Source organism: Priestia sp. JNUCC 25 (assembly GCF_053667915.1).
The window spans coordinates 3,188,847-3,206,781 of record NZ_CM132211.1; the positions used below are offsets into that span (position 1 = coordinate 3,188,847).

Below are 17,935 nucleotides of genomic sequence, written 5' to 3' on the forward strand. Positions count from 1 at the left end.
TTATAATAAGTGAAAAACGGGGCGAAAAATACGCATATTGCATTAAAAAATATAAATATATTGAGGTGACCATGTATGCCAGCAGCCCATTTTAAAATTGATGAAAACTTAAAAGAGCTAACGACCCATCGCACCGTTGAGCTACCAGTAGCATGTTATCAAACGACGATCGGCGATCACATAAACGGCTACATCCCTCTTCACTGGCATGATGAGCTTCAATTTGTATTGGTTATAAAAGGTGATGCGTCTTTTCAAATAAATGAAAAAACAGTGACTGTAAAACAAGGCTACGGACTGTTTATTAACAGCGGATGTCTTCATATGACTGAAGATATAAACAAATCCGGCTGCGTGTACATTTGTTTAAATGTTTCTCCTCATTTTCTTGTGCCGCAAGAGCTTTTTACAAATTACGTTTATCCCTACATTCATGCAACGAATCTATCACATTTATTCATCAGTCCAAAGCAAGCCTGGGGAAATAACGTGTTAGAGTCTATACATAAGATACACACATGGATTCATAAGCAGCCACACCACTATGAAATAGAGATTGCCTCTGAACTCAGCATACTGTGGAAAAATTTAATTCTTAACGGGTTGCAGCTGAAATACAATGAAAAAGAAATGATCAAAAATCAGCGGATGAAGCAAATGCTCAATTGGATTCATTTGCACTTTGCTGAAAAGATTACGCTCGATGATATTGCCAAAGCCGGACAATTGAGCCGTTCTGAATGCTGTCGATATTTTAAGAAAATGTTAAAAAAATCGCCTTTGACCTATGTATTAAACTATCGAATTCAGCAAAGCTTAGTTATGCTGCAGCAAGCAGAAGCAAATGTGACGGAAGTCGCCTATCAAGTAGGGTTTAATAGTACAAGCTATTTTATTAATCAGTTTCGAAAAGAAATGAAGATGACTCCGCTCATGTATCGAAAAAAGAAGCTGCACATCTCATCACATCACTAAAAAACGGCGGGGCAATCACCCCGCCGTTTTTTATGAACTCTTTTTACTCGTTGATTTTGCATCAGAAATCTTTCCTAAGAAAAACCCGTCTACTTCTGCTATTTTCCCCCTCCAAAAGATCTTGCCTTTAGAAGGAGTAGATTTACTGTCTCCACAGTAAATCTTTGTATTTTTCAAATGAATAAAATGGGCTTCTGCTTCTCCGTTTGATTCGCTCGCTTCGCTTGCTAAAGAGAATTGTTCGCTTAGCGCCTGAGCCACTTCACTGCCTTCTTCAAACGTTTCGCTTAAGTAATCAAAGTATTCTTTTGCTGAAATCATGGTACCGGAAATCACAGCGCCGTTTACATTTAATGAAATATCAAGTGAAAAGCCGTGTTTATTAGAAGCTTTCACAAAGTATTCAAGCGTATTGTCTTTAGTTGAAAAAGAAGGGCCTGTACTCATGTCTTTCTTTCCTCCTTTACGTCTTAGGCTGTTGTATCGTCTTCACTAGAAAGAGATGTTGCTTCATCATCTTCTTCGTCCGTGTTTTTCTTTGCTTTTGTATTTTTTGATTTTTTAGCTGTTGACTTTTTTGGTTTCCCTTCCTTTTTTTCTTCTTCGCTTTCATCTTCGTCTTCTTCTTCTGTTTTTACTTTTTTATTTTTTTTGTTTGAGCGAGAATCTTCCTCTTCTTCCTCGCTGTCTTCGTCACTTTCACTTTCTTCTTCCTCTTCTTGCTCAGCTTCTTTTTTATCCTTTTTACGTGGCTTAGATGTTTCTTCTTCGTTTTCATCGTCCTGCTCGTTCTCATCGTTCTCTTCTTCGTCGGAATCCGTATCTTCCGCTTCTTCGTCTTGATTTTTATTGAGGCTAAGCTCAACAAGCATGTTCATTTTTTCTTCAAGCTGTGATAAGCGATCTTGAAGAGTTTGATTTTCTTCTTTTAACTCGTCGTACTCTTGAACGTTATCGTCTTCTGTTTCGCTACTAGAAGAATTTACGTTTTCTTCATCATCTTTTGATTTATCTTTATCTTTTTTAAACAAGCTTCCCGCAGATGTTTTCAGGCTGGCCACGCTGCTTTTTGATTTTTCTTTTACCTTTGTTCCTAAATCAGATGCTTTGCTTTTTAATTCGTCTGTATCAATGCGGTCAAGGAGACTTTTTCGATTTTCAGGAGTCGATACGTATCCAATCGTTGCACCGATGATGCCTCCTGCTACCGCTCGTTTGATTGGCCCGCTGCTTGTTGTTTTGCTTGCTTTTGAACCGTTTTTTTCTTTTGAACCGTTTTCCGCATTTTTATTTTCCTTGTTTTCTGCCTGTGTGTTATCTAATTTTGTTTCAGTTGCCATTGTAAATCCCTCCATTTTTTAAGTAGCGTACAGTTTTTAACGTTTCGTTTCTATTTTTTCTTCAAGCGTTTTTAACCGCTCATGCAGCATTTTATTTTCTTCTTCGAGCGCTTTGTTATTTGCTCCTTTTGAACTGAGATACGGATCATTTTCCCACCAGTCCATGCCGATTTCTTTTGCCTTATCAACCGAAGCCACAATCAAGCGGATCTTTATCGTTAATAGCTCGACATCTGCAATTCCTACGGTGATGTCCCCCGCTATAACGACTCCTTTATCCAAAATCTTTTCGAGCACATCTACAATCGTACTTGACTGCATATTATGTTCGACTGCCATACTGTTCCTCCTACTGACCGCTTAAAGCAGGCTGCCTAGCGGTCCAAGATCAATATTTAAATCTTCTGCATCCAGACCGAACACCTCTTTCAACTCGTCCATTTTTTCTTCTAAGTTCATTAGTGCAATTCCTAAGTTTTCAATTTGTTCGTCCGTCAACGTTCCACCCTCCACCCGCCTCATGGCATGACGTTCAACGATTTGCCTCAATAGCTCAATAACTGTCATCACAAGCTGCGCTAAGCCTTGTTCAGCTTGATCAGGATCCAAGTGGATTCGTCCATTTGCTTGGCTGACCCGTTGCATCCATTAATTCCTCCTTTTGTTTATCAAATTGTTCAGAAGTGATTGGTTTGCGATTTCCTTCTTTTGCTTGGACAAGCGTTTCAACCGAAGAAATAAGCACCCGCAAATCCAAATACACTAAATCGACGCCAGCTATGGAAATGATTAAGTCTCCTTTAATGGCGACTCCTTTATCTAAAATGACATCTAAAATATCAATAAGAGCAATATCTTTATTCTCCATGGATTGTTTAAGAGACATAATGTTAATTCCTCACTTTACGCAAAGCTGGAGAAATGATAGGGCGGCCATGGTCCCGTCACTTCAAATTTCCAGCCTTTATTTTCAAGCTTTTGCTGAAGCTCTTCTATTTCGGTTACAAATTTAGTGATCTGCAGAGACGGGAGAAGAAACACGCTGTTCCACGCCATCTGTTCAGCTGCGCCCGTTACGTCCTTGCTCCAATTCTTTTTAACAGAGTCATAAAGCGATAATTCTTTAAGCTTGTCATGTATCTCTTCACACACTTTATTTTTGTGAAGCTCTAATTCTTTTTCAATCAGCTGATCTATTTTTTTCTTTTCAAAAAACTGTCTTCCTGGTGATAAGTGACTAATTTCTTCTTTTTTCACTTTCACGCTTTCATTCGTTTCGCTGATTCCTTTTTTAAGCTCTGTATCATCACAGTAAATTTTCACGTTCCACTCTTCATTTCCTTGAAGCAGCGTCAGTGAATTCTCTATCTTTTCTTTGTTAATCTCAATAGCTGCTTGCAGACTTTCTTCACCTTTATAAATGGTACAAAATTTTAATGGAATGATCGTAAATTCTTCGTACAAAGCGGCTACCGTTTCGTGATGATGAAATGCTTTTTCCTGCAGCCAGCTCATATCCTGCTCCATTTTTTCTTGAATCACTTTTTCTGAATAGGTGTCAGCATCCAGCTTAGAAACTACAGCCGTCACCTGATCAAACGCAATTGGGTACAGTGAATGTTCTCCGTCAAACCCTTTATAAGATGGAAACGGCTCTATGGCTGCTGCTTCTTTTGTTGGAATTAAACCGTATAAATATAGTAATTCTCCCATCTAGGATTCCTCATTTCTTTTTTGTGTTAGCTCTTCCCATTGTTCAATTTCTCTGCGTTTCGCAATTTCGTACCTCATTAACAATTCATCTTCTTTTTCTTGAAACGCTTCTTCCGGAATTTCACCAAGCTCAAACATCATTTGAAGCTGAATGAGTTTTTGCTGAATCGTCGGAAGGTCATATAGCTGTTTATCAGCTTCTTCCTGTACTTTTTCGCCGATTTTCACTACAAGGTTAATGGGTGCGGTTACTAATTTGTGAAGCACGTTATTTCTCTTCTACTTTTAGGCGAATGTTCACAAAATTATAAGCAGGCCAAGGACCGCTGTAATGAAAATCGGCTTTGTCTTTCCAGTTTTCATGCGCTTCATTCACTTTTTCATCAAACTTCGCTTCATCTTCTCGGTTAATTAAGAAAGACGCGTTTAAAAGCATCGTTTCGCCCGTTGGCTCATTTGCTTTTGCTGCTTCCGCTGCTTCTTCAAGCGGAGAAAACACATCTGTCTTGACTTCTTTTTGCAGGGAAGTAAACATCTTTTGAGCCATTCCTCCAAGTTGAATACGCTCATAATAACCGGCTGCTTCTGATTTTCCTTTTACGGATGCTGATACTTTCTCAAGTTCAGGATTTTCGTTTACTTTTTTCTCAAGCCATTCTTTTTTCCCAATTACTTTTAAACCGACTTCAATTTTTCCTTTGATGGCTGGAAACAGCTTTTCAAACTGCGGATAAAGGTTTTCCAAAAGAACTTTTACGTCTTCTTTTGATTTGAATACATTCCCAAAGCTGATTGGAATAACCGTATCGTTCTTGTCCATAATCGCTGCTACTGCGTTTTGATGCATTAATAAATTTTGGCGATTAGGATGATAAATTTTCATCGGTACTTCAGCTGCTACCATAGCCGCGTCTTTGTAGCGAATCAAGAATGTTTCAGCTTTTGTTCCTTCTACTTCCACGGCGCCAAATTCTTCGTCTTTATCCGTTTGAATGGCGCTAAAAATATAAATACCTGTTTCGTTTGTTTCACTCATGTTTTCAAGCTCCTTTACTTTTCTTCAGTGTCTATATTCTTACATTCTTCTAAAATGATTTTTTCGGCTTTGCTTTTTGCATTTTCTTCATCCAAACATTTGGTAAGCGGATGATGCAAAATATCGATACATAACGTTTGAAAATCTTCGTCATTTCCATCGATAGGAATGTCTTGCTGCGTGGCAAGGGTAGCGATCATAAGCGAAGCCCGCAGGCTAAGTCCGCTGCTGTTTTCGTCTCCAGAGCGGTTTCGCACGTTTGCTACGAGCGTTACAATTGTGCGCGCTTCATCTTCTTCTACGTCCGTTTTCTCCGTTAAAATCGCTGTCTCTCTGTCGATGTCTTTATAATCAATAAACATGGTAATTAACCTGTCGAGAAGCGCATCTTGCGTATCATATACGCCGGCATACTCAGCTGGATTGCTTGTGAAGATGACGCGGAAATCGGGATGCACGCGCACAAAAGGATCGGTCATTTTTACTCCATACAGCGGCAGCACGCCTTCTTCTAATATCGATAGAAAGATATTATTCGTCGCAGGCTTAGAACGAGTAAATTCGTCGTAAATCAGCGTATAGCCATTTTTTACAGCTTCAAGCAATCGGCCATCCTGCCAGTTTTCACTCACTTGTTCATCTTTTTTATAGACAGAACGAACGTACTGGTCGATTACTTTTTTGCTCGTGTATCCCGTAAAATCGCCAATTAAATCTTTGTTGTTGAGCTCGTGATTCCCGTGCATCAGCATTACAGGACGCTTTCTCTTTTTAGCAAGCGCTCGCGCTAAAGAGGTTTTGCCTCCGCCGGCAGGACCTGTAAAATGAATGGAATAGCCGGATTTTAAATAGCTCAGCGCTCTTGAAAGAACCTCTTTTGTCTCGTCATCTTGTATAAAAGCTCCACTGCCTTTTTTCCTTTTGTCTGTTAAGACGGTCATTTTTACGTTCCTCCTGCCATCTTATCGTCTATGCTTCAATGCCAATGGCGCTTCTATATCTGACGTCGAGTCGTTTGAATGAAATGACTTCTTTTTCTTTATTTAAAAAACACTCATACGTTCCGAGCATTTCATCTTTGGCGTATTTTTTCATGTATTCTCGTTCTTCAATGACTTCAACAATAACTCTCCAGCCTTCATCTTCAGTAGCTTCCACCGAGGTAATTTTATGAGGAGGAGCTACGTGTTCACCGAAAAAGTCGTTCACGGCTTGCATAATTTTTTTAATTTCCATTTTTAGTAGCCTCCAATAGTTAAATCTAAAAGCTGGAACCACCCTCAAAAAAGGAAGGTTCCATATCACTTCATATTAAATACTAAAACGCGGCTGTCCTTCACTTGAATTTGAACGTTCAGGAAGACCGTTTTCTTCTACGTCGTCACGAAGAAGCCCTACTGCTTCTGCATAGCGTAACCATGTATCAACACTGGCAATAACCACTCGTGCTTCAATCGTTAAAATCTCAATTCCTACAACAGAAACTCTTGCAAAAGCATCAATAACAATTCCTTTATCTAAAATACGGTCAATGACTTCTGCTAAACTTGAACTATTAGTACTTTTTTGAATAGACATATCTCATTTCTCCTTTCGCTTATGATCCCATTGTTTTTAAATCTGTAGATGATTTAATATCATTGGAACTTTTAATCTTAGTAGAGCTTTTAATATCCGTTGCTTTTTTAATCTGATTTGCGCCTTTTATTTTCCGCTTATTTTTTGACTTCTCTTTATCGTCTGAAGAAGAAACTTTTTCTTGAAAGTTTTCTCCAGCTTCTTTCACATCGCTAAGCTTATTTTTTACTGATAGTAAGACGTCTTGGAGCTTTTCTTTTGCGTCTTCCCCTTTGCCGTGTACTTTACTGGCGTTTCTCTCTTTTGCTTTCTGCAGTTTTTCTGACGCTTCATTTGCTTTTTCCTGCAGTTTCCCTTCGGTTTTTTCAACAAACTTCTCTTTCGCTTTTTCTTTAACCTTTTCTTTAACCTTTTCCTTAACAGGTTCAGGCGTATGATCGATGATCTTTTTTCCTGCTTTTAAGGCTGCTTTCTCCACATCTTTTTTATCCATGAAATTCCCCTTCAGGACGGATATCTTACTTCTTCGCGTCCATGAGTTTGTTTAGCATCTCTTCAATGCGCTGCAGCTGGTCGTTCATATTTTTATTTTCTTCTTTTAGCTCTTCGTACTGAGACGTTTCCATTTCTGCGCTTTGGCTGACTTCTTCCTGCGAATCTCCCTGTTCATTTGATGCATCTTCTTTTTTCTTTTTAGGTGCCAGCAGCTTGCTTAAATTATCTTTTTCAAGATAGCCTGTAGCCGTCTGTCTTAATGCCCCCATCGCTTGCTGCGTTAGAATATCCTGTGCGTTTCTTCTTAACTCTTGTCCTGTCGCACGTACAATTTCTGATTGTCCTAAGCGGCTGAGTACTTTTTTACTCGTTTGAGGACTTGAAAGAAGTCCAATTCCCGCTCCTACTACGCCTCCTAAAATAGCAAGATTTAAAGAGTTTTGCGTTTTTTCTTCCTGCTGCTGATTTTCTTGTTTTTCACTTTGCACCTTATTATCAGTTGTTGACATGTTTCATCCTCTTTTCTCTTATTATTATTTATTTAATGAATTTTCTTACGATTGAAAGACTTAAAAGCTAAGCCCTGCTCCTCGCTCCTCTGTTCGGCCAGGCAGCCCTTCTTCCTCTACTTTGTCGGTTAATAACCCAACGGCTTCTGCGTAGCGAAGCCACGTATCGACACTTGCAATAACGACTCGTGCTTCAATCGTTAAAATTTCAATTCCTACGAGAGATACTCGGGCAAAAGCATCGATGACAATCCCTTTGTCGAGAATTCGATCAATCACTTCTGCTAAACTAGAACTATCTGTACTTTTTTGAATACTCATTTTTAGCAGCTCCTTTCGAAATTTAGCTAAATGAATGATGCTACTAATGAACCTGCTTAACTTTTTAAGTAAACATACTTTTGAAATATACTTTTTAGCCCTCTTTCAAACATGAATAATTTGCTAAAAAGTAATTCCCGAAAATAAATTAGAAAATTATTCTACTGCGTATAATAATTAACAGTTAATTATTGGATGGAATTTGCGCGTAAATCCTTCTGTTAAAGCTTTCATCAAGATTTCAATCCCAAAATAAAACAATAAATACATTATTGTTACAATAATATTACATTATAATTTAAGGCATATTATTACTCGATACACCATGAAATATTTTAATATTTTTAACTATTATGGAATATTGTAGTTAATTAAGTTCACTTAAATAAAACCAGCGCATAAAAAAATCTGCCGCACTGCGACAGATTTCTCCTACGTATCATACGTTCTATAAAATCATTCCGGTTAAAGGAGCTTTCGGGTTTCCATCATGATCTGAGTCTTCTTTGTCTACTAAAACAAGCAAGCTGCCTTCTTTGACTGAATCATTATATTGTTCGGCCTGCTGTTTTGGAATTCCCATACTTACTAAAATACCAGACAGACCTCCTACGCTCGCACCAGCTGCCGCACCTGTTAATGTAGCTACAATCGGACCAGCCGCCACAATTGGACCTATTCCCGGTATGGCAAGAGCCCCGGCACCTGCTAATATTCCGGTCAAGCTCCCCAGCGTACCTCCGGTAAGTGCTCCAGTTGCTGCTCCTTCTGCTTTTGTATTCGTTTCTTTCTGAACGTTTTTGGTCTTTTTATGTTTGCCGATGATAGATATTTCTTCTGATGTATACCCTTCTTTTTTTAAACTCTCTACGGCATGAACTGCTTCTTGTTCCGTTTCGTATACCCCCACAACATTCTTTGCTTTTGCTTCCATACTATCTCCTCCTCATTAATGTTGTGTGTACCCGGGAGCATGGCTTTGAAACGTTTTAGAGGATAAGAGGTCTTCTCTATTCTTAAATAAATAGCCCTAAATCACTTTTTATTTAGTGACGTTTTTATTTAAAAATGAAGGAACTCGCTCTTTTTTTAACCATATTCCTCCACAAGCAATGAAGCATGCAACCGCACTAAAAGCCAACGTGTAACTCCGGAGCCAATCCACAAGGAGCCCAAACCAAATCGGTGCGAGCACGATGGCAAATTGATTGAGCGTTAACGCAATGCTTACCGTTAAACCAATAAAACGATCATCCGCTTTTTCTGCTATTAGCACGATAAACAAACTAAACCAGCCAATTGCAAAAAAGCCAAGGCTAAAACAAAAAGCAGTTAGTAGCCAAAAAGGCAAAGTAAATCCAATATAAGAAATAGCTATTGTTAGTCCTGCAGTCATCCAAACCGTCACTTGCAAAGGAGTTCTCCGATTTCCGTTATACACATAATCACTTACCCAAGCTAAAACAATTCTCCCCACCATTCCGCCTAACAATGTGATGCTCAGCAGGATGCCAGCTGAAGCAAAATCCATCTTTAGGGCTTTCGTTAAATAGCTCATAAAGTGCGCAACGATAATCATTTGAAGAGAAATCATTGAAACACCTACAAAAAACAGCGGATAGAGCGTTTTATCTTGAGAAATGCGCTTGATTTTTTGACGAAGTGTAAATGTTTCCTTTTTTTCTGACGATGATGATTGCTCTCGGTAGAATACAAAAAAAAGAAGGCCTCCTCCGATAGCTGCCGCTGCCTGTACGAGAACAGCCCCATGCCATCCGTATTGATGAAACAGCAGCGGTAATGCTGCTGAAGCGACAGCGCCTCCAATCGGTATCCCCGTTTGCCGAATCCCCATGGCAAGGCCTCTATGATGAGAAGGAAACCACTTCACCACTGCTTTGCTTCCTCCTGGCTGTGCTGTTCCATACCACACGCCTGCTGCGAGAAGTACGCCTGTTAGATACAAATAATGATCAGCGCTATAGGCAAAAAGCATGCTTATCCCCAGCAAAATAGATCCTCCTCCTACAAGCCACCTTTCTCCATAACGATCCATCCAGTTCCCAAAAAGCAGCATGGAAAAAATCGGGCCAATTTGAACAGCTGATACGAGCAGTCCTGTTTGAAACTGCGATAAATCATATAATCTTTGCCAAAACGCTGCCAATGGTCCTACCCCGTACGTGACAAACGTTGCACACGCCTGAGAAAGAGTGGCAATAAATAAAATCATCCACTTATAAGAAGCTTTTTGTCTGCTCATTTTCTATCCTCCACCTTTATTTTCAGTGTAGAGTAGCGGTGATATCATGTAAAATAAGCAATAAAGATAAAAGTCATCAATAAAAATGATAGCTGAAGGAGGAGGAGGAGATTTGATGGATATAAAAGATTTGCTTGTTTTTACAACGGTAGCAGAAGAAAAAAATATTTCAAAGGCAGCCAAAATCTTAAGCTACGTGCAGTCGAATGTGACGATGCGAATTCAGCAGCTAGAAGCTGAACTCGGCACACAGCTATTTGAACGCAGCGGTAAAGGCGTAACGTTAACTTCTAGCGGAGAGCTTTTGCTTCGTTATGCTGAAGAAATTCTTCGTTTAACCAATGAAGCCACGGCAACTGTGCAAAGCAGTGCGCATACACCGATAGGGCCTTTAAAAATAGGTGCAACTGAATCTACTGCGGCTCTTCGGCTACCGCCTTTGCTTTCTACTTATTGCACTGCCTACCCGGATGTAGACTTCATTTTAGAAACACATACAACCGATGTTCTTATTCACCTGGTTTTAACCCGAAAACTTGAAGGTGCATTTGTTGCAGGCAGCTGTGAACATCCTGATCTAAACTCTTTATTTACTCAAGATGAAGAGCTTGTACTTGTGAGCCGCCACCCTCTTCCTTCTCTTTACAGCCTAAAAGATATGAATTTATTAGCCTTCAGCAGCGGATGCGCATATCGACATACGTTAGAAATGCTGTTGACAAAAGAAGGCGTGTTTCCAAAACGAATATTAGAATTTGGTACGATTGAAGCGATTATTGGGTGTGTAAAAGCTGGTATGGGCGTAGCTGTAATGATGAAATCCATTGTATCTAATCACGACCATTCATTAACGTTAACTCCGCTGCCAGAACCGTATAAAAAGGTTCCCACTTTTTTTATTACGCGAAAAGATGCCTTTGTATCGGCGGCTTTACGTGAATTTTCTTCTCTTCTTACCAAACAGATTTGCATAACAAAACCCTAAGAAAATAGGCGTTCTTAGGGTTTTGGCTTAAGCAGCTGCCGGATTCTTTTTCACAAATTTCATAAACAGTCCGCGAACTAAAGGACCCATGATGAGAAGCTGAAGCGGGTATGCCACGATAAAGTTTTTCATAACGATCAATGCATAGCTTGAAAGAAGCGGCTCTCCGTCTAAACCTTTTGTAAGTGACATCGTAATTAACCCGTATACAGACATGCAAAGCACCATTCCGATCACCATACATGATGACAAAATCAACACGACTTTTAACTGTTTCGATTTATCAAACGGCAGTGAAAATGCTACTTTTTTTGCTGCGGGACCGACGAAAAAAGTTTCGACAGCCATTGCGACTACAAACGTGATAACCAAGTTCAAAATACCTTCTGCAAGCGTGATATGCCCGATGACGTCATTCATTAACATGTTATACACCGTCATCACAAGCACCATCCCTCCGCACATCATCATTCCAAAATACATACTTTCTTTTTTAGTTGTTGGCACATTCCTCATCCTTTTCATGTTTTTTACTTGGCTTAGTATAGCTTTTTATCTTCCTTCTTCGTAAGTGAACAATTTGTGAACATTTATGGAGAAAATCCCCTGTGATTAAAAAACGGCACAGGGGATTTTCTAAACGAAAGCGGCTGCTGCCCCTTTTTTGTGGAGGAATGAGTATGGAAAATCTAATCTGCCCCTTTGAAACTTTAACAAAAAAACCCCCGCTCTATAGACTAAAGCGGAGGTTGGTTTTATAGAGATTCCGTGTGAGATCCGGGCGGGATTGGCGTTTGGGTGCGGAATACTTTTTCCCATTTCGAGACGACGATACAGGCAATGGCGTGGCCTGGGACGTTGACTCCTGTTCTGGCCATATCCATGATGCGGTCTACTCCTGCAATAATTGCCACTCCTTCAGCCGGCAGACCTACTGCGTTGGCTGTTGCTAAAAGAACAACAAGTGAACCTGACGGGACAGCCGCAATTCCTTTACTTGTCATCACCAGTATAAGCATCATAAATAATTGCTGAGTTAATGGCATATCGATGTTAAAAGCCTGTGCTAAAAAGACGCATGAAACGGATAAATACAGCGTGGATCCATCACAGTTTAACGACAGACCCGACGGAATAACGAACGACACAACTCGTTTAGGGCATCCGTACTTTTCCATCCGCTCCATCAGCTGTGGCAGCACCGTTTCTGTACTTGTTGTGGAAAACGCAATAAGAAACAAATCCCAAATCATTTTGAATACTTCAAAGTAGTTGAATTTGAATAAAAACCCAACAAGCGGAAATAAAACAAATAAAATAATAAAAAGACCTAAAAAGACGGTTCCAATTAGCTTTAGCATTGGAAGCAGAAGTGCAATGCCGTATTGCCCTACAGATGCAGCCATTAGCGCTAGTACACCAAGAGGCGCTGTGACCATAACAATTTGCGTTAATTTAAACATAATTTTAGCCGTAGATTCAAAAAATTTCATTGCAGGTTCGGATGCTTTACCAACTCCTGAAGCGGCAACACCGAATAAAATAGCAAAGAAAATCACGGCTAGCAAATCATTTTTTGCCATCACATCTACGATATTTGTTGGAATGATGTTCAAAATCATTTGTTTAAAGTCTACGACTTTGTCGGTGTACTGAGACAATTCACCAATATCCTTTTTAACAAGATGAGAAAGATCGAGGCCTACTCCGGGCTTTAGCAAATTCACTAACAGCAGCCCAATTCCTAATACGATGGTAGTAATGATTTCAAACCAAATAATCGTCTTTAACCCTAGACTCCCCATTTGCTTCATACTGCCGCTTCCCGCAGCACCTATGACGATGGTTGAAAAGACAATCGGCACCACAATCATTTTAATGAGGCGGATAAACCCGTCTCCTACCGGCCTTAAAGCCATTCCGAAATCCGGAAAAAAGTGCCCGATGACAGCTCCGATTACTAATGCAATTAAAATTTGAAACGCTAAAAACTTTTTCACATTTCTCCCTCCCCTTTGACTTCATGAAACGGACAACCATTCCATTAATATCCAAATTTCATACACTTTATGTAAGTTCGGGACATTGGGCTAAATTCCTTCTAAAATAGACAAAATGGTCTATATATTTCACCTTACCCGTTAAAATGCATAAAAAAAGTCAGGATGAAAGTCTTCTTCATCCTGACTTTTTTATCGTTATGCTTTTTTCACAAACTGAGATTTTAAGCTCATCGCTCCAAATCCGTCAATTTTGCAGTCGATGTTATGATCGCCTTCTACTAAACGAATGCTTTTTACTTTCGTTCCGATTTTTACAACCGATGAGCTTCCTTTTACTTTTAAGTCTTTGATGACGGTAACTGAATCTCCGTCTTTTAAAAGATTACCGTTTGCATCTTTTACAGTAAGCTGCTCTTCCGTGCTTTCTGTTTTTTCATCTTGTCCCCATTCATGCGCACATTCCGGGCAGACAAACAGGCTTCCATCTTCATATGTATACTGTGATTGACAGCTTGGACAATTAGGTACATTCATTTTCTTTTCCTCCACCAGCTCGTAAACAATAGTACGGTCACGAGATTACATTTTTTATCTGTTTTATACTGTCACAGTTTTATAGAATTAACAAGCTTTTCTATTTCCTTGCTGCTGATGTTTTCTTTTCCAAATAAGTGAGCCGATAAACAGAACAAAACCCGCTCCAAAGACAAGAAGCTGATCTAAATAAAGGTCACCTGTTTTTACATACCGTATAATAAATAATCCTCCAAACATGAGCATCAGCATACATGAAAACCGAGTGAGGTATGAATTGATTTCCATCTTTCATTCCTCCTTTTTGTAAGACTTTTTGTTACGAAAAAAACACGAACCATATGCCGAATGTAACCGCATATAACGGTAAAATGACGGCTAGTTTTCGCTTCCACCCTTTAAAAAAAGAAGAATTACGAGGCGCAAACTAAAGCTCTAACGTGCCGTATAACAAAAGTGCTCCCGCTGCTAGTATCGCAATCACAGTCTCTCCTAACTCCATACACACTCCTCACTTTCATTCTACGCACTTGAAGCTAAGCGGAGCGTATATAGTAAGTCTCATCATTATAAAAGAGCTTATAATCGTGATGCATACGAACTTTGAATACTTTTTCAATCATACATTTATTACCATTATATCATAATAAAGGCATTTTCGAGACTTTTTACACATGTAAATTATTGTATAATGAAAAGTAGACAAAGAGAAAAAAGGGAGGGATTTTTTGAAGAAAACTCAGCTTGTTTTTGTTATTACCCTGCTTATTGAAGCTGGATTAACCTATGCGTGCTCATCTTTTTTGTCTATTCGCTTTATTGAGCTTATGTTTTTTAGCGGACTTTTGTTTTCAGTTTTGACTTTTTGGTTTTCAAGCAGCGGAAGCAACAGCGCTCATTCTCACTATAAAACTCATTCCATGAGGCTAATGTCTGGAGCCAATATTGAACATAATCCGTTTCGTTTGCGCTGGACGGCTTATTTTCTTGCTTCTTTAAGCTTTACCGGAGTGGACCTGATTTTTTTTATTCTGCTGCTGACGGACGTTATTCCTCCAGCAAGCTAAAAACCTGCTCTTTACAGAGAGCAGGAACTTACGAGAACAGCTTGAGAAGCAGGCATTTTCGCTTTACTTTATTCGCAACAGCTTGAGTCACATGATCTTTTAAAGGCCGAGTCAATATTCGTTTCAGCGGATGTTTTAGCATCCGTTTGCTCACTGGAACTTTAAAGATAACGCTGAGGACCACTGTTGCTAAAACCGAGAGCAGCAAGACCGCAAAAGGCTTTTTTTGAAACCATCTCGAGAAGATAAGCATCATTACGTAAATAAGTGCTGACCAGCCTAAATGCCAGCCGTGCCTAAAGGTAATGGCTTTACACCTGAGTCCAATCCATTCTATAAATGAAGCTGTACATACCCATTTTGCGATATACTTCACCTGTTTGACGAGTGTGGGCGGATACGTAGCTAAAAACGACCAAATCATAAGAGGTGTAATGAAGATAAGGTGCAGCACGCGCAGTCCTTTTAGTGAAAGATGGGAAGATTTAAAATCCCAAAGCAATTTATCGTTACAGAGAAAGTAATAAAGAATATTAAAAAAACTCACGTATAATCCCCCAGCATAAAGCTCGTGAATTTTTTTCCACGTTTTCTTTTGGATATTTTGAAAAATCAGCCATAGAAGGATAGAAATATGCACCTTTGTTCACCTCTCTAACATCGTTTTTAGAACCTCTGTTATTGTATTTTTATTTCTTCCTGCTTCTTTTCAACTTTTCGAATCCATCCAATCACCATTCGATTAAGATACGATTTTAACGTCACGCTAGCAATGGTGTGGTACCACATCCAGCCAGTTTTCCATTCGATAAGCTTCGTTCGTTTTTCAGCCCATAATTCAATAAAAAACATCGGGATCGTAAAAAGCATAATTTTATATAAAACTTTTAACCCTTTATCGTAATACGTAGCTTGATTAATCATGACGGATATCATAGGATACAGCAAAAAATCGAACAACACGTTAATTCTAAACTGTTTTTTCAATAAGCGAGTTGGATATCGAAGAAGGCCGTGAGTGACAATAAATTTATCAATAATACCATTTGTTAAGGCGTTAAATACATAGGCCAGCAGCCAGTCTTTAATCGGTGGTTTTCTAAATAAAAAAGGGAGAATCCCCAGGGCGATAAGTAGCATTACACGTAAAAATTCCACTTCAAACTTTTTATTTCTCATCACCTTTTCGCTCCTTTCACCAAGTGTTGTTAGCCTACCTTCATGTCAGTTGGCAGCTTGAGACGGCTGTTCTCACCACGCTCAATTATTGCTTATGTTAATTTATAAAGATACGCAGCAGCGTCTAATGTAAATTTCCCGTACATAACCCCTAAGTTCACGTTATCCATACATACGTAAATGTTTGTTTTAGTTTTAAGTTCTTTGAAGAGATTTATACATGTGGTTGAGACATGAAACAAGCCCAACTCTAATGAGTACGGGCTTCTTCCTCCACCTATTGTGTTTTTTTAAACGTTACCATCCAGCTACAAATCCATCCGTTCGTGATTCACTTCCTCCGCATAGCACGCCGCTTTCAGGATCTCTCCAAATAATCTGTCCGCGCCCAAATGCCATTGAATCCACGGCTACTTCAATTTTATGTCCTTTTCCTTCAAGCGCTTGTGCCACGTGGGATGGAAAAGCCGGCTCAATAAGCACCGTTTTATCTTTTTTCCACTGCCATCTTGGCGCGTCTAAAGCGGCTTGAGGATGAAGATGAAAGTCAATTGTATTCATGACAACTTGCATATGTCCCTGCGGCTGCATAAAGCCTCCCATCACGCCAAACGGTCCTACGGGCTCATTATTTTTGGTGAGAAACCCTGGAATAATGGTATGAAACGTTTTTTTATTAGGAGCAAGACAGTTATCGTGATCAGGGTCCATTGAAAAATTGTGGCCGCGGTTTTGCAAGGCAATTCCCGTTTCTGGCACAACGATTCCAGAACCAAAGCCCATATAATTACTTTGAATAAATGAAACCATGTTTCCTTCTTCATCAGCCGTTGCTAAATACACCGTTCCGCTTCCAACAGGTTCTCCCGCTTCAGGCTGCAGGGAATGTTCTTTTATAAGGCTTCGACGATAGCTTGCATATGTATCAGACAGAAGCTCACTAACAGACACGCTCATTTTTGCTTCTTCCGTAATGTATTTTTCTCCATCCGCAAACGCAAGCTTTATCGCTTCTATTTGTTTATGATACGTATCCACAGCATCTTTTTCTTGAAGTTCAAAACCTTTTACGATATTTAATGCCATTAACGCAATAAGCCCCTGACCGTTCGGAGGAATTTCCCACACATCATATCCACGGTAGTGAGCGGAAATCGGGTTCACCCACTCAGGCTCATAAGCAGCCAAATCTTCTTTTGATAAAAAGCCGCCGTGTTTTTTACTGAATGCATCAATACGATCCGCAAGCTCGCCTTTATAAAACGCTTCTGCATTTGTTTCGCCAATGAGCTGAAGCGTACGGGCATGGTGGGTGGATGACCACATTTCTCCTGCTTTTGGTGCTCGTCCATTTGGGGCAAACGTTTGAAACCATGACTCAAATTCTTCGCTTGTATGTACTCGTTTGAACGTATCGTACGCTTGTTTCCATTGTTTCGCGAGAGTAGGCGCTAGCGGAAATCCTTCTTTGGCGTACTGAATAGCAGGCTGCAGTACTTGAGAAAGAGGCAGTTTGCCAAATCGCTTCGATAAAGCAGCCCAAGCAGCCGGAGCACCGGGAACCGTAACGGGAATCATTCCGTACTTAGGAATATCTCTGTATCCTTTTTCCTTTAACGCATCAATGGAAATAGACTGAGGAGAAGGGCCGCTAGCATTCAGTCCGTACAGCTGATCATTGGCCCAAACAAGCGCAAATGCGTCTCCTCCGATTCCATTTGACGCGGGCTCTAACACTGTGAGGCTTGCAGCTGTGGCGATTGCTGCATCAATTGCATTGCCGCCTTTTTTTAAGATATCAAGGCCTGCCTGCGCTGCAAGCGGCTGAGATGTAGCTACCATTCCTTTTTTAGCATAGACGGGAACTCGGGATGATGGATATGGATGATAATGCGGATCATAGTTCATAAAAGCGCCTCCTTTTTTAGATATTTAAA

The 17,935-nt window shown here is 39.8% G+C and carries 26 protein-coding genes; 3 read left to right on the plus strand and 23 right to left on the minus strand.

What is annotated here, in order from left to right; translation table 11 throughout:
* The first annotated feature begins 75 nt into the window (after window positions 1–75).
* The gene (locus tag JNUCC25_RS16490; RefSeq protein ID WP_029322980.1) at window positions 76–975 is read left to right on the plus strand and encodes an AraC family transcriptional regulator; all 900 of its coding nucleotides are present in this window, start codon (window positions 76–78) and stop codon (window positions 973–975) included.
* A gap of 30 nt (window positions 976–1,005) precedes the next feature.
* Here the strand turns inward: JNUCC25_RS16490 and gvpU are convergent, their stop codons facing one another.
* From gvpU to JNUCC25_RS16570, 16 genes are all read right to left on the minus strand, one after another.
* Window positions 1,006–1,422: a gas vesicle accessory protein GvpU gene (gene gvpU / locus JNUCC25_RS16495; RefSeq protein WP_013057987.1), complete on the minus strand. Its 417-nt coding sequence runs from the start codon at window positions 1,420–1,422 to the stop codon at window positions 1,006–1,008.
* 23 nt (window positions 1,423–1,445) lie between these two features.
* Window positions 1,446–2,315, minus strand: coding sequence for a YtxH domain-containing protein (gene gvpT / locus JNUCC25_RS16500; protein ID WP_064471872.1), 870 nt, complete (start codon window positions 2,313–2,315; stop codon window positions 1,446–1,448).
* 36 nt (window positions 2,316–2,351) lie between these two features.
* On the minus strand, window positions 2,352–2,654 hold the full coding sequence (gene gvpJ / locus JNUCC25_RS16505) for a gas vesicle protein (protein WP_013057989.1): 303 nt from the start codon (window positions 2,652–2,654) through the stop codon (window positions 2,352–2,354).
* 21 nt (window positions 2,655–2,675) lie between these two features.
* A complete protein-coding gene (locus JNUCC25_RS16510) occupies window positions 2,676–2,960 on the minus strand; it encodes a gas vesicle protein K (RefSeq protein ID WP_064471873.1) in 285 nt (94 codons plus the stop codon).
* Entirely contained in the window at window positions 2,914–3,201 is a 288-nt protein-coding gene (locus JNUCC25_RS16515) for a gas vesicle protein (RefSeq protein WP_013057991.1), read from the minus strand. The genes JNUCC25_RS16510 and JNUCC25_RS16515 overlap by 47 nt, the downstream gene beginning before the upstream one ends.
* A 17-nt stretch (window positions 3,202–3,218) precedes the next feature.
* Window positions 3,219–4,028 (minus strand): GvpL/GvpF family gas vesicle protein, encoded by an 810-nt coding sequence (locus JNUCC25_RS16520; protein WP_078081981.1) that lies wholly within the window; start codon window positions 4,026–4,028, stop codon window positions 3,219–3,221.
* Window positions 4,029–4,295: a gas vesicle protein GvpG gene (locus tag JNUCC25_RS16525; RefSeq protein WP_013057993.1), complete on the minus strand. Its 267-nt coding sequence runs from the start codon at window positions 4,293–4,295 to the stop codon at window positions 4,029–4,031.
* Window position 4,296: 1 nt separating this feature from the next.
* Window positions 4,297–5,064, minus strand: coding sequence for a GvpL/GvpF family gas vesicle protein (locus tag JNUCC25_RS16530; protein WP_013057994.1), 768 nt, complete (start codon window positions 5,062–5,064; stop codon window positions 4,297–4,299).
* Between the two features lie 14 nt (window positions 5,065–5,078).
* Window positions 5,079–6,005 carry a gas vesicle protein GvpN gene (gvpN, locus tag JNUCC25_RS16535; protein ID WP_029322990.1) on the minus strand — a complete coding sequence of 309 codons (927 nt, stop codon included), beginning with the start codon at window positions 6,003–6,005 and terminating at the stop codon, window positions 5,079–5,081.
* 28 nt (window positions 6,006–6,033) lie between these two features.
* Window positions 6,034–6,300 carry a gas vesicle protein GvpO gene (gene gvpO / locus JNUCC25_RS16540; protein ID WP_013057996.1) on the minus strand — a complete coding sequence of 89 codons (267 nt, stop codon included), beginning with the start codon at window positions 6,298–6,300 and terminating at the stop codon, window positions 6,034–6,036.
* A 75-nt stretch (window positions 6,301–6,375) separates the two neighbouring features.
* Window positions 6,376–6,642: a gas vesicle structural protein GvpA gene (gene gvpJ, locus JNUCC25_RS16545; protein WP_013057997.1), complete on the minus strand. Its 267-nt coding sequence runs from the start codon at window positions 6,640–6,642 to the stop codon at window positions 6,376–6,378.
* Between the two features lie 19 nt (window positions 6,643–6,661).
* Window positions 6,662–7,135, minus strand: coding sequence for a gas vesicle protein GvpQ (gene gvpQ / locus JNUCC25_RS16550; protein WP_064471874.1), 474 nt, complete (start codon window positions 7,133–7,135; stop codon window positions 6,662–6,664).
* A gap of 25 nt (window positions 7,136–7,160) precedes the next feature.
* Window positions 7,161–7,646 (minus strand): GvpT/GvpP family gas vesicle accessory protein, encoded by a 486-nt coding sequence (gvpT, locus tag JNUCC25_RS16555; protein WP_064471875.1) that lies wholly within the window; start codon window positions 7,644–7,646, stop codon window positions 7,161–7,163.
* Between the two features lie 60 nt (window positions 7,647–7,706).
* Window positions 7,707–7,967: a gas vesicle structural protein GvpA gene (gene gvpA, locus JNUCC25_RS16560; RefSeq protein ID WP_013058000.1), complete on the minus strand. Its 261-nt coding sequence runs from the start codon at window positions 7,965–7,967 to the stop codon at window positions 7,707–7,709.
* A 448-nt stretch (window positions 7,968–8,415) separates the two neighbouring features.
* Window positions 8,416–8,901 (minus strand): general stress protein, encoded by a 486-nt coding sequence (locus JNUCC25_RS16565; protein ID WP_064471876.1) that lies wholly within the window; start codon window positions 8,899–8,901, stop codon window positions 8,416–8,418.
* Between the two features lie 108 nt (window positions 8,902–9,009).
* Entirely contained in the window at window positions 9,010–10,230 is a 1,221-nt protein-coding gene (locus JNUCC25_RS16570) for an MFS transporter (protein ID WP_078081982.1), read from the minus strand.
* Window positions 10,231–10,345: 115 nt separating this feature from the next.
* Here JNUCC25_RS16570 and JNUCC25_RS16575 point away from each other — a divergent pair, with 115 nt between their 5' ends.
* Window positions 10,346–11,215, plus strand: a complete 870-nt coding sequence (locus JNUCC25_RS16575; RefSeq protein WP_029323000.1) for a LysR family transcriptional regulator — start codon at window positions 10,346–10,348, stop codon at window positions 11,213–11,215.
* Window positions 11,216–11,242: 27 nt separating this feature from the next.
* Here JNUCC25_RS16575 and JNUCC25_RS16580 read toward each other — a convergent pair whose 3' ends face one another.
* The 4 genes from JNUCC25_RS16580 to JNUCC25_RS16595 all read right to left on the minus strand — a co-directional run bounded on the left by JNUCC25_RS16580 (window position 11,243) and on the right by JNUCC25_RS16595 (window position 14,040).
* Window positions 11,243–11,722: a DUF2798 domain-containing protein gene (locus JNUCC25_RS16580; protein WP_078081983.1), complete on the minus strand. Its 480-nt coding sequence runs from the start codon at window positions 11,720–11,722 to the stop codon at window positions 11,243–11,245.
* Window positions 11,723–11,970: 248 nt separating this feature from the next.
* Complete coding sequence (gene gltP / locus JNUCC25_RS16585; protein WP_016764917.1) at window positions 11,971–13,215, minus strand: glutamate-aspartate/proton symporter GltP; 1,245 nt, start codon at window positions 13,213–13,215, stop codon at window positions 11,971–11,973.
* 198 nt (window positions 13,216–13,413) lie between these two features.
* Entirely contained in the window at window positions 13,414–13,752 is a 339-nt protein-coding gene (locus JNUCC25_RS16590; RefSeq protein ID WP_013058004.1) for a zinc ribbon domain-containing protein YjdM, read from the minus strand.
* 87 nt (window positions 13,753–13,839) lie between these two features.
* A complete protein-coding gene (locus JNUCC25_RS16595) occupies window positions 13,840–14,040 on the minus strand; it encodes a hypothetical protein (RefSeq protein ID WP_013058005.1) in 201 nt (66 codons plus the stop codon).
* 440 nt (window positions 14,041–14,480) lie between these two features.
* Between JNUCC25_RS16595 and JNUCC25_RS16600 the strand changes: the two genes are divergently transcribed.
* Window positions 14,481–14,819 carry a hypothetical protein gene (locus JNUCC25_RS16600; RefSeq protein ID WP_078081984.1) on the plus strand — a complete coding sequence of 113 codons (339 nt, stop codon included), beginning with the start codon at window positions 14,481–14,483 and terminating at the stop codon, window positions 14,817–14,819.
* 28 nt (window positions 14,820–14,847) lie between these two features.
* Here the strand turns inward: JNUCC25_RS16600 and JNUCC25_RS16605 are convergent, their stop codons facing one another.
* The 3 genes from JNUCC25_RS16605 to ggt all read right to left on the minus strand — a co-directional run bounded on the left by JNUCC25_RS16605 (window position 14,848) and on the right by ggt (window position 17,906).
* On the minus strand, window positions 14,848–15,366 hold the full coding sequence (locus JNUCC25_RS16605) for a hypothetical protein (protein WP_253880594.1): 519 nt from the start codon (window positions 15,364–15,366) through the stop codon (window positions 14,848–14,850).
* Between the two features lie 131 nt (window positions 15,367–15,497).
* Window positions 15,498–15,998, minus strand: coding sequence for a CBO0543 family protein (locus JNUCC25_RS16610; RefSeq protein ID WP_029323011.1), 501 nt, complete (start codon window positions 15,996–15,998; stop codon window positions 15,498–15,500).
* Between the two features lie 297 nt (window positions 15,999–16,295).
* Window positions 16,296–17,906 (minus strand): gamma-glutamyltransferase, encoded by a 1,611-nt coding sequence (ggt, locus tag JNUCC25_RS16615; protein WP_078081985.1) that lies wholly within the window; start codon window positions 17,904–17,906, stop codon window positions 16,296–16,298.
* Window positions 17,907–17,935 lie beyond the last annotated feature (29 nt).